We start from the raw sequence: 15,097 nt of genomic DNA on the forward strand, positions 1-15,097 counted from the left end.
TTATTTTTTTATCTGAAATATATGGAAGGGCAGACTTGCGGGAAGATCCACGAAATTCCATTCGTTGTACCAAATATAACTATTGTCTGTGACCAGGTCCCTCATTTGAATGGGTTTTCCGGCTTCCACTCCCAGTTCTGACAAGGGCAACTGCACCATTCCCCTCTGAGGATAGTGGGGGTCCAGGTTGATCACTATCAGCAATTCATCGGTTCTCTCCTCATTCCATTTGTAAAAGGCCAGTAGATTTTCATTCTCAATGGTACAGAATCTGATCTGGTTCGTTTGTTGAAGGGCCGGGTGGTCTTTCCGGATCTGGTTGATCTTCCGGATCAGGTAGGTGATCTTGTTTTCAATAGACCAGTCCCAAAAATGTACCTCGTACTTTTCCGAGTGCATATATTCTTCCTTGCCGGGCATCGAATCCGTAACCATATATTCGAAGACCGGGCCATAGATCCCCAGGTTCCCGCAAAGGGTGGCCGCCATGGCGTATCGGATCAGGTGCATGCTCTCGTTGGCTCCCTGCAGGTGGTAGGGATTGATGTCGGGCGTATTGGGCCAGAAATTCGGGCGGTAGTACTCCTTCATCTCCGATTGGGTAAGTTCCACCATGTACTCAATGAGTTCGTGTTTGTGAACCCTCCAGGTGTAATAAGTATAGGATTGCGAAAAGCCCTGTTTAGCGAGTTGTTGCATCACTTTGGGCCTTGAAAATGCCTCGGCCAGGAATAGGACATCCGGGTGTTTCTTCTTTACTTCCGAGATCAGCCAATTCCAAAAATAGTAGGGTTTGGTATGGGGATTGTCTACGCGGAAGATCCGGATCCCAAACCCAATCCAGTGCAGGGTGACGTCCAGGAGTTCCTTCCAAAGACTTTGGTATTCCTTGGATTCAAAATAAAAATTGACAATATCCTGGTATTTTTTGGGTGGATTCTCAGCGTACTGCATGGTCCCGTCCGGGCGTTTCCTGAACCATTCAGGGTTTGAGGTGATGTAGGGGTGATCCGGTGCTGCCTGAAAGGCGAGGTCCATCGCCACTTCCATCTCGAACTCCCCGGCCATTTTAATGAACGCCTTGAAATCCTCTTCCGTCCCCAATTCGGGGTGTATGGATTTATGCCCTCCAAAACGGGAGCCTATGCCCCATGGCACCCCACTGTCCCCTTCCTTGGCCACTGTGCTGTTGTTCTTTCCTTTGCGGTTCACCTCCCCAATGGGATGGATGGGAGGCAGATAGACGGTATCGAAACCCATGGCTGCGATCTTTGGCAGAATGCGTTCAGCATCCTTGAAGGTACCGTGTTTCCCGGGCTCCGAAGCAGTCGATCTGGGAAAGAATTCGTACCAGGTGCTGAAATTGGCTTTTTTCCGGTCTACGTATACCTGCAGAACCTTACTCGAATTTACCAGGTTCTTGAGGGGATGGTCAACAAATAGCTTGTGGAGCTTGGCTGAGACCGCTTCCTTGACGGCGTACTCGTAAGATCCCTTGTCCTGGAAGGCCTTGCTGAGTTCGGCCACATAGTCCTTCTCCTTGCCTTTGAGTTTTGGGAGCAGGATGGTGAGATATTGAACCCCATCCAGCAACTCGCTGGTAACGATCTGGCCGTCTTTGAGTTTGGCCTCTATCCCGTGTTGCCAGTTGAGGGGATTGTCTACCCAGCCTTCGACCTTGTATTCGTAATACCCCTGCTTTTGTACCCTGAAGTCGGCCTTGTAGACATCATTCCCAAAGTGTTCCATACGCCTGTAGGTATAGGCCTTGTCGTTTTCGTGCTTAAAGGCGACCTCCGCCTGTATCACATCGTGCCCATCGCCCAGAACATCTGCTTGCACCACTACGGATTCACCTACCACCCTCTTGATAAAAAATTCTCCGCACTGGAGTTGAGGATTCACGTTCTCGATCACCACTCGCTCTTGTTTCATCGGCATTACTGGTTTCTTTGGTTTTGGCTAAAAATAGAAAATATTATGGAATAGAATTGGCTAGGACCCGTAAATTTAAAGGTCTTTTCCGACCTTCCACCAAGGCTTCCGGTTTTTTTTGGAACGCTTTTTGAGTTGGTTTAGGAAGATTTGAAAAATCAGACCTTAAAACAAAGTTGAACCGGCTCCGTTATTACAAGGACGGATCTAAAAAACAGATGAAATTATGAAACGAATCGGACTTATTTTCAGCACAATCGCCATAGCCCTGATGACCTCCTGCGAAGGCCCCGCAGGACCTCCCGGACCTCCCGGTTTTGACGGAAGAGACGGCCTGGATGGTCTGGACGGGGTAAATATCCTGGGTACTGTACTGGAGATCGAAGGAACCTTCAGTGCTGCCAATGATTACACCCTTTTCTACGAGTTTCCCAATACCGTGGAGGTCTTTGAATCAGACGTGGTGCTGGTCTACATCCTCTGGGACCAGACCGATGACGGTAACGGCCAGCCAGTGGATATCTGGAGGCTTTTACCACAGACCCGTATCCTGACCCAGGGATTGCTGCAATACAATTACGACCATACCTTCTTTGACGTAAGCGTGTTTTTGGAGTCCGACTTCGACCTGAGTACCCTCCAGCCGGGGGACACGGACAATCAGGTGTTCAGGATCGCCATCATTCCGGCGGAATACGGACAGACCTCGAGAATGGACGTCTCCAACATAGAATCCGTCATGTCTGCCCTGAAGGTAGAGGAGAAAAATATCCACCGCATCACCCTGGATTAAGTTCGTAAAGAATTAGGATGAGGCCCCTGTAAACTTTTCAGGGGCTTTTTTTATTCCTTATTTTTGAAAGGAAAACGAGTAAGTACGTACCAATAAAATAAAACGCTATGAAAAATATATACCTCCTTGCTTTTTGCCTGCTCGCCATGGGCTGTAAAGGTGTTTCCCAGGAAAAAGAGAACATGGATAAAACCTCCGCCTCCGCGGTCGAGGAAAAAGAAACCTTCCCCGTGACCAAATCAGAGGCACAGTGGAAAGCCGAACTCACAGACATGCAATTCTACGTCCTGAGAAAGGCCGGAACCGAAAATGCCTGGAGCAGCGATCTGCTCGATATAAAGGCTCCCGGCACCTATGTATGTGCAGGGTGCGGCACACCCGTCTTCAGCAGTGATCACAAATTTGATTCCGGGACCGGATGGCCCAGCTTTGACAGGGAGATCGAAGGGAATGTGGCCTATGACGTGGACTACAATATCGGCTACGCCAGGACAGAGGAACACTGTGCCGTATGCGGCGGCCACCTCGGACATGTCTTTGATGACGGACCCTCCAATACCACCGGGAAACGCCATTGCATCAACGGGGCCGCATTAAAATTTGTCCCGAAAGAGTAGGCCTATTACCTTGTATTTCAATTTTTTAGGACGGGTATTTTCCAAGAATACCCGGGAAGTCTGTCTTACTCCCTGAAACCCCTTGCTTTCTTGGAGAGGTTTCGGTTTGGTTTTGTACCTTTGCCAGCGCACTAAAAACAGATCCAAAAGTTATATCAGATGAGCACCTTCGACGTAATTGTACTAGGCAGCGGACCCGGCGGGTATGTGACCGCTATCAGGGCTTCCCAGCTAGGTTTTAAGACCGCTATTATAGAAAAAGAAAGCCTTGGGGGCGTTTGCCTGAACTGGGGATGTATCCCGACAAAGGCCCTGTTGAAATCTGCCCAGGTATTTGAATATCTCCAGCACGCAGGTGATTACGGCCTGAAGGTCTCCGGGGCTGATAAGGATTTCGATGCCGTCGTGAAGCGCAGCCGCAATGTTGCCCAGGGGATGAGCAAAGGGGTTCAATTCCTGATGAAGAAGAACAAGATCGAGGTGATCAGCGGATACGGGAAGATAAAACCCGGAAAGAAGGTCTCCGTGAAAGGTGAGGACGGAAAGGAAACGGAATACAGTGCCAGCCATATCATCATTGCCACTGGAGCGCGAAGCAGGGAATTGCCAAGCCTTCCCCAGGATGGAAAAAAGATCATCGGATACCGAAAGGCCATGACCCTTGAAAAACAACCCGAGAAACTCGTGGTCGTGGGAAGCGGGGCCATCGGCATAGAATTCGCCTATTTCTACAACGCCATGGGAACAGACGTGACTGTGGTAGAATTCCTGCCAAACATTGTACCTGTGGAGGATGAAGAAGTGTCCAAACAACTGGAACGCAGCTTTAAGAAGTCCGGTGTCAAGATCATGACCTCCTCCGAGGTGACCAAGGCCGACACTTCCGGTGAAGGGGTGAAGGTGACCGTAAAAACCCCCAAGGGTGAAGAAGTGATCGAAGCCGATATGGTACTTTCCGCCGTTGGCATCAAGACCAACATTGAGAATATCGGCCTGGAAGAAGTAGGTATAGCCGTGGATCGCGACAAGATCCTGGTGAACGACTACTACCAGACCAATATCCCGGGCTATTATGCGATCGGGGATGTGACCCCCGGTCCTGCCCTTGCCCATGTGGCATCGGCTGAAGGCATCCTCTGCGTCGAAAAGATAGCAGGCCTGCACGTGGAACCCATTGACTACAACAACATCCCTGGATGTACCTATTGCATGCCTGAGGTGGCCTCTGTAGGCTTCACCGAGAAACAGGCCAGGGAAAAAGGATTCGATATCAAGGTCGGCAAATTTCCTTTTTCAGCCAGTGGAAAAGCACAGGCATCCGGTAATTCCGACGGTTTTGTAAAGGTCATCTTCGATGCGAAATACGGGGAATGGCTGGGTTGCCACATGATCGGTGCCGGGGTGACAGACATGATCGCAGAAGCGGTCCTGGGCCGAAAACTGGAAACCACCGGACATGAGATCCTGAAAGCTATCCACCCCCACCCTACCATGAGTGAGGCGGTTATGGAAGCCGTGGCCGACGCTTATGGAGAAGTGATCCACCTGTAAATCCTCAGAGCCTATGTTGACCCTCATGCGTGCCCTTGCCATCGTAGAAGGCATCTCTTACCTCTTGTTGTTCGGCTTCAGCATGCCGTTGAAATACTGGGCGAACATCCGGGAACCCAATCTCTATATCGGCTATGTGCACGGGGGACTTTTTATCGCTTTTGTGATCCTGGCTTTCCTTTTTTGCAGGCAACAGGGATGGGGGATGAAAAGTTATTTTAAATTTTTCCTCGCCTCCCTCCTGCCCTATGGTACCTTTTATATGGATCAAAAATATCTGGCGCCCCTTGGAAGGAAGGCGTAAAATCCTTTGGGTATTGCTTTGGGTAATACCCTTTTTATCCTGTATTTCTTATAGTTCGGGAATTGCTCGCCCCAGGGAGGATTTCCCCCCATACCGTTCCTGTGGGACGGACATCCTCATTTCAGATCCACCTGCCGACTATGAGATCAATGAACTCCATGACTTGAAAGATATGGGGTATTCAACCACCTATCATCATATTATTTTTCCTGCAGATACGCTTGAGAAAGAGGAGATCAGGCGATTCACATCCAAGCTGAGCAAATACATTGTGAAGGATGTCCTGCCGGAGGTGTCAGAAGTATCCGATGACAAATTCCGGTCTATGTCCTACCTGGAGTATTACCAGGCTACAAAGAGACTTTATCCGACCTATCTCCCGAATAGATCGAGTCCAACGGCAATCGAAAATATACTGGTTCCATCCCCATACAGGAAACAACTCTTTATGAACCTCAGGACCTATATCCAAAATAAGGATGAATATAGCAATTACCTGCACGTCTATGTGTTTGATGCCCGAAAGAAGAGGATCTTGTATTACGACTTCCTGAGGTATACCTGTGATATTCGGGACTCGGTTTCATTCAGCCTGTTTATGAATTATTCACTGAACAAACTGAAAACCACGGTTTCGGATCGTTAGCTTATCCCTGCTCCCGAATTCTCTTAAGGTGTTTCTGCTTCACAGGCTCCCTGTATTTTCGGGCAAAGGGGGTGTGGTATTGGTGTTTTTCAAGAAACGCGATCTGCTTTTCCCTCCACTCTTTTCCGGAGAGTTCCACTCCAAAGTGCTTTAATTCCATCAACAACTTATTGCTGATGATGTCATAATCCTCCCTGCCCAGGTAATCGAGGTCTGCATCGCAAATAACGCGTTCAAGAAGATTTTTGGGATTCTGGGGGACCTCCGTGGCCCGGATAAGTCCGACTACCACCTTCCTCTGTGCCGGACTATATCCGAATTCCCTCATAAAAGTAAGGGCCAGAGCGATCCCGTGATCCTCGTGGTGCACATAAGATACGGTGAATCCCAGGTCGTGACACAAAGCCCCGGTACGGAGCAGGAGGGCGTCATCCCCGGAGATGTGCAGCCGCCTGATATAATCGTTACAGACCTCCAGGACATCAAGCGTGTGAGACAGGCCGTGGTAACAAAGTTCTGGTGACAGTTCTTCCCGAAGCAGCTCGAGTACCTTCTTCCGCAACTTCAAATATCCCGTCATGATGATAGTGCATTAACTGATGACCTGTACGAGCCAGATGATCAGGCTTAACATGGCAAATACAAAGCTCAGGGCAAAAAATCTAAGGGCTTTGTGCACACTGGCAAATTTATCTGCTATGATCTTGCTTTCGGCATGGATCTGTTCGGCCAGCTGGGTGTAAAGTTCTTCCTCGCTACCACAGATCTCAAGCAGTTTCTTAGTGTATTCTTCGGTGTTCCCGAAGGCTTTCACCGCATCCAGAAAGAAAAATACGTTGTCTTCGTATTTCATTTCCATCTGGGGCATAAAGCATTTAAAACAGTAAAAGGTGGAGATCAGGACACAGAGCAACCATAGGAAGGCAAAGATTGTAAACCAGATATTGGTTTCAAAAGCGGGTTGAAAGGCGTCGAGTCGGTCTGCGAACATCCCCAGAATAAGGCTGTGGAAAGAGAAGATAACCCCCGCCTTGAATTCGGAGGCTCGGATCAGTTTCTCGAGACGTTCCAGTTGCTCCCAGTAATTATTCGGGTCTTGTCTTTTCATGCTTTATCCGAAATTGTCGACTACAATTTAGGCATTTACTTCTTCTTTGGATTTAGCATGGCGGATTATTTTGCGTTTTGAAACGTAATACATCTCCATTTCACCCTTGTTCTTGACCATGACCTTGCCTCTGGATTCGCACTCATAGACGTCTTTGATGCGCTGGTAAGTATTTTCGGAAATATTGATCCTACCCGGTTCTGAAAGGGATTCCATCCGGGAAGCCACGTTGACGGCATCCCCCCAGATGTCATAGGCAAATTTGTTAAGCCCTACCACCCCTGCGACCACCGGCCCGGTATTGATCCCTATCCTCACGTCGAAAGGGACGATATCCTCTTTGGGGTGTCTTTTGATCTCTTCCATGACCGCTACCATTTCAAAGGCTGCTTCCACCATCTTGAAAGGGTGGTCTGTAGTGGGGAAGGGTAATCCTCCGGCACACATATAGGCGTCTCCCACGGTCTTGATCTTCTCCAGATCGTACTTGTCCATGATCTCGTCGAAGCGGGAGAAATAATAATCCACACTTTTTACCAGGATCTCCGGGGAAAGGTTTTGCGCATAGGAGGTAAAGCCTTTGAAATCGGAGAAGAGGATGGTCACGGACTCAAATCGCTTGGCGGCCACCTTGCCGTTTTGCTTGAGTTCCTGTGCGGTCTCTTCAGGGAGGATATTTAGCAGTAATTTTTCGGACCGGTCCTTCTCCTCCGCGATGATCCTGTTCGTCTTTTTCACGTACTTGTAACGGCTGTAGGCCCCTACAGCCATGACAAAGACCAGGATCAGGGAGATAATGGTGCCGTAGATCACATATTTCTGCCTTTTTGCCTGGAGTTCTGAAATTTCAGCTTCCTGCTCCAGCATACCTATTTCATCTTCTTTCTTCTGCAGGTCAAAATCGAATTGCAGCCCTCGGATTTTATCATCGGTTTCTATATTGAAAAGGGAGTCTTTGGTTGCCAGCAGTAGTCCTTGATATATAAAGGCGGAAGAATATTCTCCTTGGTTAGCATAAGCTTTTGACAATCCCTTATAGATATCCTTCAATTCAAATTTGACACCCATCTGCTTTGCCAAAGTCTCGGCTTCCTTGTACATCTTTAATGCCTTGGAGGAATTATTATTTTCGTATACCTTACCCAGCTCGGTGAAGGCCTGAACTATTTGTAATTGTTGGTTGTTTTCTTCAGCTCCAAGTTTTGCCTGCTCTAAAAATTTTATGGCCTTCTCCGTATCGCCAATTTGAAATTCCAATTTACCGAGTTGTAGAAGACTCTCTGTTTGATCAGATACATTTTGAGCTAGTGGAAGTACTTCCTGGTAGTACTTTAGTGCTTCACTGAAATTTTGTTTTTTGAAGTAAACCTCACCAATTCCCATAAGGTAGTAAGTTCTCACCTGTGGATCATTTAATGGGCCTAGATAAGGATTTAGTTGATTGTAATACTGCAGTGCAATGTCATAATCCTTTGGAGTATCGGAGTACACCCCTGCAATATTGATTAGAGCTGTGGCAATGCGTAAGGTGTCCTTTATTTTTTCAGAAATTCTCAATGATCTTAAGTAATACTCAATAGCCCTGGTATTACTACCTTGACTGTAATATACCGCCCCCAAATTATTCACCATATTTGCAATACCCAGGGTGTCCTTTATTTCTTCAAAGGTTTGAAGGGATTGTGTCCAATAATCCATTACCTCTATATACTCACCCTGGTAATACTTAGCTAAGCCTATATTTTTTTGGGCATAAGCCTTCCCTTTATCATAATCCAAACTGTCCGCGAGTTTTAATGCCCATTTGGAGTACTTCAGGGATTCCGGAATGTTTTCTTCGTAAAGAATTTCAACACTTAGTTCGTTGAGTGTTCTTACCATTGAGGTGTCCAGTGATTTTTCCATTACTTTCTCCAGAAGACTATCAATGCGTTTATTTTGAGCATACATGGGCTGAATTGTTAATACCAGTAGCACCAACATCCCTATTACCTTGGTTGAACAAAATCTATATCTCATTGTTTACGCTTTCCTGTAAGATCTGAACTATCACATTAACGATGCCCTATATTCATTATGAAGCCTGAGAATACCTCTGCCTGAGAACCCCAAATAAATCTCTTGGCGTACAAGTGGTCCAAATTCAAAATCAGAATGTTGCCTTGTCTCTATGATTGTTAGTCAATCGCATCTTAACATATGGCCTGTTCCTTCCTTTTGAGATTCAAAATATACTTATTTACCTGTCTTATGCATTCCTCCAGATATCGCATTAACCTTCACGGGCAACTTCTTGCTGAGGGATTCCTGAGCGATAGCTGCCGACCTGCAAAATAGCAGGAAGACCACTTCTGAGCCGAAAATCCTGAGTTTTTTAGACCATATCACCTGCTATTCCTTAAAGATCTTGTACTCCAAAATACGACCTTCACCAATAATTCTCAAAGCATAGAGCCCGGCAGGAAGTCCGGTAAGGTCCAGTTCAAGGGGTGAAGAAGAAAATGAATCAAAATTCTGGGAGAGGAGTACATGCCCCCATACCAGATCCCTGATCTCCACCCTGCCTAAGGAAATAGACTCTGTTTCCACGAAGAGGATAGATGAAACCGGATTCGGATATACAACTCCTGCATCTTCTGGGAAACCACCCTGTGTTCCAGTTCCGCTCAGTACGGTGGTTACCGGATTAGCGAAATTATTCAGGCATGAAAACTGAATGGCTGCCAGCCTGGAAGACCCCGTATTAAAGTATCCGTCAGAATCACACCTGGCACCGAAAATGAAATCGAATCCGGTGGCGGAGGCGAATTGTACTTCCACATTGATCTTTGGATTGCTATTGGAAACACCTCCATCGGAGGTATCTGATCCGTTGATCCTCAGGAGATCCCCATTGATGCCACTCATAAAAGGATCCTGGATTCTTTTGGGATCGTTTACGGTATACCCGTCTGGAAGTGTAATGGCGTTGAATTCCTGATACTGGTTTGTGCCGTCAATATCCAATAAACCGAGAACCAGATTTTGAATGTTGACAGGATTATCTGAACCGGATTCAACAAATTCAAAGCGGAACCTCGCGAAAGGTTCAGGTCCTCCATTATTTTGCTCAAAACGAATTTCAGGTTTAAAATCCTCCCGGTTGTCAGAATTATTCCTGTCAAATTGAGTGATATGTGCGCCCGTCTTCTCGACAATGGTCACAAGGGCATCTATTCCCGGGGAAACCTGAGAATACCGATACACCGCTTCTTGCTGTTTGTCCGTACCCGAGACCAGTTGAAAAGAATCAAAAGTAAGTACTGCCGCATCACCGCAAGGCGTTACGTTTACCTTACCCGTGCCGCTGCATGTAGTGCCATCAACAAGAACATAATTCATCAACCCTTCGTCATTGATCGAAATCGAGTACGTACCCTCTGGCAGCAGCAAACCTTCCTCCGTAAGAATTTCCCCATTTACTTCATAGGTGATCCCGTCAGGGAAAACACTCTCCAGGCTGTCTTCATAAACAAAGCCTGTGATTCCCTGTAACGCGATATCTTCCGGGAAAAGACGTTCTCCGTCACGGATCTCTATATCAGCAATACAGACATTCAGAGCGGCCTTTTCAACGGTCAGGGTACCGTGACCTTCACCGTAGAATATGGAATAGTTCTGCGGTCTGTCCACCCTGATAAAGTATTCACCTGCTTCTATCGGATCTCCGGGTTCGATGCGAGTCCTCTCTTCTCCTTCGGGAACCTCCTCACTGACTGCTTCAAAGTAATCAGGAACTACTCCATCAGGAAATATATCCGATTGGGTATCCTCTCCTACAAATCCGTTTATGAAGATGTTAAAGGGGATGCCGGCCGTATTCTCTCCGTAGGCTACTGGACCCGACTGCTGTATTTCTACCAAGAGTTCTGCAGGTAATACCCTGATGAGCAGTGGGTCCACATATATGAGTTCATAATTACTCGCAGGCATCTCGATCCTGACGAAATACTCCCCTGTGCCGATCAGATCATCGATCTGGAAGGTTTCAGGCTCTTCCCCGACCGATTCCAGGAAATAAGGGATCACGCCGTCCGGGAAAACCTCGGTGATCTCTCCTTCTTCCAAACCACTGATCAGGACAAACTGATCTAACACTTCAGAAGAGAGCGCATTTCCGTAAACAACCTCAAGGGGTGCCCCATCATTATTGCCGCTTACGATCAATTCCTTTTTGACTATCGTGAGTACGCCTAAAACTTCTCCAAAATCGAGGGTGTAATTCTGAGGACCTGCAATTTTGATGAAATACTGGCCTGCAGATATGATCTGTCCTTCCTCCTCTCCGAGAATAAATTGTGACTCCGGATTAGTCGTATCCTCAAGGATATACAGGAACCCTTGCGGGAAAACCGACTGCGTATCTTCGTCGTATACAAAACCCTCAATACTGACACCGGGACAATCGCATACTGACAGGAGGTCGTCAATAATCGCATTCGATATCTCTGTTCCGAACTCTATCTCCAGGTCTGGTGTTTGAACTTGAAGGATGGCCGGTTCGACACCCAGCCTAGCAGAGTCATAAGTAATATTAAAGTTGGCTGCTATCGGGGCTAAAAATGCACCAGGATAAATATAATGCCGATCTTCATCACCGATAGTCACCTCAATTCCACTAATTAGATTTAGAGAAAAGAATTTATCTACTGAGCCTCCATCTTCATCGTCATCTGTTAAATCGAGGATGGCAAAAACTGATCCGTATTCGTTGCCGTCATCATCAGATCCTAATCCGCTATCATTGACAAGAGCCCTGGCTCGGTTGTTAAATGTGACATTTCCTGACAAAAGATCCTCCCCGTTAACTACCGCACTAAAGGCACCTGTTTCTTCATTGACCAGGGCCCTGGCCCGGTTTGTCAAATAATTTTCAAATACCTGCAGATCTAAATCAACAACGCTTAGTTCATTGACCAGAGCCCTGGCCCTATTGTTGATCGTATTTTCCGTAGCCATCCAACTACCTGAATTCAATAAATCCAGAATTTCTGTATTGACAAGTGCCCTGGCTCTATTGATCAGAGCAAGGACATTGTCCTCAAAGAAATCTTGAGCATGTGCCGACTGGATAGCACTGAGAAAATCACCATTGTTTTCAATTCCCTCGGAATTGTATTGATAATCTAGTATTGGAAGGATTGCTTCCCCATATGTAATGCTGGCATCAAAGGGTTTGATAATTAGATCCCTTTTGATTACTCGTTGCACTCCATTTATCAAATTAAGCTGATAGGCGTCTTTTTGTTCCTGGGATACCACTTCTACAAAATTCGGTGAAATCACATAGGAATTTACATCCGGAAAAGGCCCTGTAGCCGTGGAATTGACTTCAATTTCCGGTAGCAATGGTAAACCTAAGTCTGCCAAAACAGAGTTAAGTGTTTCACCCTCTGGGATACCTCCAGAGTATGGTTCAGGCAAGCCCTCAACCCTGAAAGTGAATTCGTAAGCATCTCCAAACTCAATCTCTATATCCTCGGCAATGATATTCAGGGCAATCTTACCATCTGAGAAAAAGGTAAGGCCATTGGAAAGGCCTCCGTCAATACCCTGGGGGGTCTTCCCATTGGTTAGGACAAAAAGCTCCGGATTTCCGGCAAAAGGACCGACAATCGCCTTGATCTCGGTATCTGTATTGCCTTCCATGACCTCCAGTTCCTGGTTGTCGAAGATCACCGTGGGTGGTTCCGAGGTTGGAAAATACCTCCCATTGATGGTCACTTCAAAGGTGTCCTGGCTCGGTATTTTTCCCTCTTCTACTGCCAGGCCGGTAAGCACTGCAGTCTGAGAAGCCAACAACTGGAAGGCTGCCTGGGCATTGATCAGGCCGATACCGGCATTCTCCTGCAGGCCGGCCGGGACAGAGGTAGTCTTAAATACCTGCAGCAATTGATCGGCCAGCAGATTGGATATTACCGAAGTTTCTACCGGCAATCCCCCTTCCGGATACCAGGCCGAAATGGCAGACTTCAAAAGGGCGAAAGCAGCCGCTGCATGGGGTGCGGCAGCGGAGGTCCCGAAGAAATTCGGAAAGGAATCCTCATCCGAAGCAATGTCCTGGCCTATTGACCCCACATTGGTATTTCCTCCATCGGGTGCAGATATATCGACCTCCAGAAGTTGATTGTTTTCCAGAATCCCGGCATAAGATGAGAAATCCTGTGCACTGGGGTTCAAAGCCACCCTGTAATCTATTGCCCCCACCGTAATGGCCTCAGGAGTCATGGCATGACCACTGACCGTAGGGGCTCCCTGATCGTATTCCAGGAATTGCAAACCGTCTGCAGTTCCGGCATCACTGCTGGTCCTAAAAGCGATGTAGCGCATGGGAAGTGGGCCCGTTAACGGTCCTGAAGCGCTGGACCTGGTGATCAGTATATTGGCTGTACCCGTTCCGGTGGCCTGGAAAACCAGTACCTCTGCCGCGTCTCCATTGGTATTGATCCTATTATTCCCGACAATAAGATTCCCATCGTCATCCACGAGGAATATATCCAGGTCAGTGGTTGCACCAGTGTTGTTATTCTGAGAAGCCAATCCTTCTGCCCACTGAAGGACGATCATGTAAGTGCCCGGTACAACGTTTATCTGCTGAAGGACATCCTCTGAAGAATCCGGATTTGTACCGAATACATGAGCAGTAGCATCAGCTAGAGCAGGAATATTTGTCTGGGGCGGACCTGAAGAGGGAACAAATAGACTTTGGTACCCCCGATCGGAGAAATTCCCGGCAGAGGTGAAATAGGCATTTCCTTCGCTCCCTTCCCCGCTGGTGAACTCTCTGATAGCGTCAGAGATTTGACCTTCCCCAAAAAATGGTTCAAAAGGATAGGTGATATCATCGGTGATGATGTCGCACCCGGCGGCGGCGAGGTCCTGAATGGCCAGGGCAAAATCCCTGGGGGACAAAACCCCTGTGCTAAAAGCCAATTCGGCCCCCGGGGCAATATCGTGAACGATCTGCAACATGGCCCGGCCTTCATCGCTGGCCACTCCGTAGGGAAAATCCTTGATCACATCCACAGGGGTGAGATAGCCATTAGGATTATCCGTGCCTGGGAGATCTCCATTCTGTACATCTACCGCAGCCCTTGATGGTTGTCCTGCACTGAAGGGTTGTTTGTCAAAACTATCTGAAATCACCCCTATTTTGACGCCTCTTCCATCCACTTTAATGGGGGTACCATCCTCCTCCCTCCCGACGACAAATGCTTCTCGTACAGCATCGGTAAGCATGGCCACATCTCCCTGAGACGTAACAATACCTTCAAGCCTTATCGGGGTGTACAGGGGCCTAATAAAGTTGATGTTGGGTTCTGCGTTCAATGACAATAATTGGTTGATAGGGAAGAATACATCAATGGTGGCAAAGCCTTCGGAAACGATACGTTGAGGATCCACGACAAAATCCGTATTCATAGGATCTTGATCATACGATCTTCCGTAAGCATTACTGAGGATATTGAGGACATTTTGCATTTGTCCTGTAGCAGGAACTATCTCGATCAGTACCTCCTCCTGGGCATTGATCTGATATATGATCTTAGAAGGTTCGTCCCCGGCATTACCTTCGGCCAGGGAGGTGAGCTCCAATCCGAGGGGAGTGCCCGACTTACCGCCTTGCTGTCCATAAACCGGGATGATCACCGGAGGATCAGGACATAGTGGAGAATTACTACTGGCCCTTGATTTTTTTGTTTTCCCACCTGGGTTCTTTACTGTCCATTCCACAAATTCCATCTCATAGAAATCGACAAAAAAAGCATTTTCTACTTCTCCCGGCTGAAAAACGTTGAGAGCGAAAGAGGTTGTTCTCTTCTTTCCCCTCTGAATGACCAGCTTACTCAGCCCATTAGCAACAGTGACCTCTTCATCATTGGGATTGTTGTAGCTGAAATTGACGCGCAACATTCCGTTTCCCATGTCCTGTAAGCAGGATGAAACTGTGATATCCGCACGTTTATTATTCTTTGATTTTCCCTTCTGAGCTTGCAAAGGAGTCAAATATAAAGCAGTAATGAAAAAAGGGAGTACAAGGCAAAGTAATCTCTTCGCTCTACTTGGAGTGGGGTACCGATTCATCTGGTTGGTTTTTTGGCTT

The 15,097-nt window shown here is 47.3% G+C and carries 10 protein-coding genes; 5 read left to right on the forward strand and 5 right to left on the reverse strand.

Annotated elements, in window-relative coordinates:
* Entirely contained in the window at positions 1–1,935 is a 1,935-nt protein-coding gene (locus tag GWK09_RS00440; protein WP_163691060.1) for an alpha-1,4-glucan--maltose-1-phosphate maltosyltransferase, read from the reverse strand.
* Between the two features lie 226 nt (positions 1,936–2,161).
* Between GWK09_RS00440 and GWK09_RS00445 the strand changes: the two genes are divergently transcribed.
* The 5 genes from GWK09_RS00445 to GWK09_RS00465 all read left to right on the forward strand — a co-directional run bounded on the left by GWK09_RS00445 (position 2,162) and on the right by GWK09_RS00465 (position 5,846).
* Positions 2,162–2,728 carry a collagen-like protein gene (locus GWK09_RS00445; protein ID WP_163691061.1) on the forward strand — a complete coding sequence of 189 codons (567 nt, stop codon included), beginning with the start codon at positions 2,162–2,164 and terminating at the stop codon, positions 2,726–2,728.
* 107 nt (positions 2,729–2,835) lie between these two features.
* A complete protein-coding gene (gene msrB / locus GWK09_RS00450; protein ID WP_163691062.1) occupies positions 2,836–3,345 on the forward strand; it encodes a peptide-methionine (R)-S-oxide reductase MsrB in 510 nt (169 codons plus the stop codon).
* Between the two features lie 159 nt (positions 3,346–3,504).
* A complete protein-coding gene (gene lpdA / locus GWK09_RS00455; RefSeq protein ID WP_163691063.1) occupies positions 3,505–4,896 on the forward strand; it encodes a dihydrolipoyl dehydrogenase in 1,392 nt (463 codons plus the stop codon).
* A 13-nt stretch (positions 4,897–4,909) separates the two neighbouring features.
* Positions 4,910–5,200, forward strand: a complete 291-nt coding sequence (locus GWK09_RS00460) for a DUF3817 domain-containing protein (protein WP_163691064.1) — start codon at positions 4,910–4,912, stop codon at positions 5,198–5,200.
* 13 nt (positions 5,201–5,213) lie between these two features.
* The gene (locus GWK09_RS00465; RefSeq protein ID WP_163691065.1) at positions 5,214–5,846 is read left to right on the forward strand and encodes a hypothetical protein; all 633 of its coding nucleotides are present in this window, start codon (positions 5,214–5,216) and stop codon (positions 5,844–5,846) included.
* A 1-nt stretch (position 5,847) separates the two neighbouring features.
* Here GWK09_RS00465 and GWK09_RS00470 read toward each other — a convergent pair whose 3' ends face one another.
* From GWK09_RS00470 to GWK09_RS00485, 4 genes are all read right to left on the reverse strand, one after another.
* Complete coding sequence (locus GWK09_RS00470; protein ID WP_163691066.1) at positions 5,848–6,426, reverse strand: HD domain-containing protein; 579 nt, start codon at positions 6,424–6,426, stop codon at positions 5,848–5,850.
* 12 nt (positions 6,427–6,438) lie between these two features.
* Entirely contained in the window at positions 6,439–6,954 is a 516-nt protein-coding gene (locus GWK09_RS00475) for a Pycsar system effector family protein (protein ID WP_163691067.1), read from the reverse strand.
* Positions 6,955–6,981: 27 nt separating this feature from the next.
* On the reverse strand, positions 6,982–8,859 hold the full coding sequence (locus tag GWK09_RS00480) for an adenylate/guanylate cyclase domain-containing protein (RefSeq protein ID WP_163692455.1): 1,878 nt from the start codon (positions 8,857–8,859) through the stop codon (positions 6,982–6,984).
* A gap of 486 nt (positions 8,860–9,345) precedes the next feature.
* Positions 9,346–14,919 carry a S8 family serine peptidase gene (locus tag GWK09_RS00485; RefSeq protein WP_163691068.1) on the reverse strand — a complete coding sequence of 1,858 codons (5,574 nt, stop codon included), beginning with the start codon at positions 14,917–14,919 and terminating at the stop codon, positions 9,346–9,348.
* Positions 14,920–15,097: the final 178 nt, after the last annotated feature.

Origin of the sequence: Muriicola jejuensis (genome assembly GCF_010671595.1) — a bacterium.
Lineage (GTDB): Bacteria > Bacteroidota > Bacteroidia > Flavobacteriales > Flavobacteriaceae > Muriicola > Muriicola jejuensis.

Excerpts from the sequence above, each read along its gene's own strand:
- GWK09_RS00440 (WP_163691060.1), bottom strand. The coding sequence starts at position 1,935 with ATGAAACAAGAGCGAGTGGTGATCGAGAACGTGAATCCTCAACTCCAG.
- GWK09_RS00445 (WP_163691061.1), top strand. The coding sequence starts at position 2,162 with ATGAAACGAATCGGACTTATTTTCAGCACAATCGCCATAGCCCTGATG.
- msrB (WP_163691062.1), top strand. The coding sequence starts at position 2,836 with ATGAAAAATATATACCTCCTTGCTTTTTGCCTGCTCGCCATGGGCTGT.
- lpdA (WP_163691063.1), top strand. The coding sequence starts at position 3,505 with ATGAGCACCTTCGACGTAATTGTACTAGGCAGCGGACCCGGCGGGTAT.
- GWK09_RS00460 (WP_163691064.1), top strand. The coding sequence starts at position 4,910 with ATGTTGACCCTCATGCGTGCCCTTGCCATCGTAGAAGGCATCTCTTAC.
- GWK09_RS00470 (WP_163691066.1), bottom strand. The coding sequence starts at position 6,426 with ATGACGGGATATTTGAAGTTGCGGAAGAAGGTACTCGAGCTGCTTCGG.
- GWK09_RS00475 (WP_163691067.1), bottom strand. The coding sequence starts at position 6,954 with ATGAAAAGACAAGACCCGAATAATTACTGGGAGCAACTGGAACGTCTC.
- GWK09_RS00480 (WP_163692455.1), bottom strand. The coding sequence starts at position 8,859 with ATGGAAAAATCACTGGACACCTCAATGGTAAGAACACTCAACGAACTA.
- GWK09_RS00485 (WP_163691068.1), bottom strand. The coding sequence starts at position 14,919 with ATGGGAAACGGAATGTTGCGCGTCAATTTCAGCTACAACAATCCCAAT.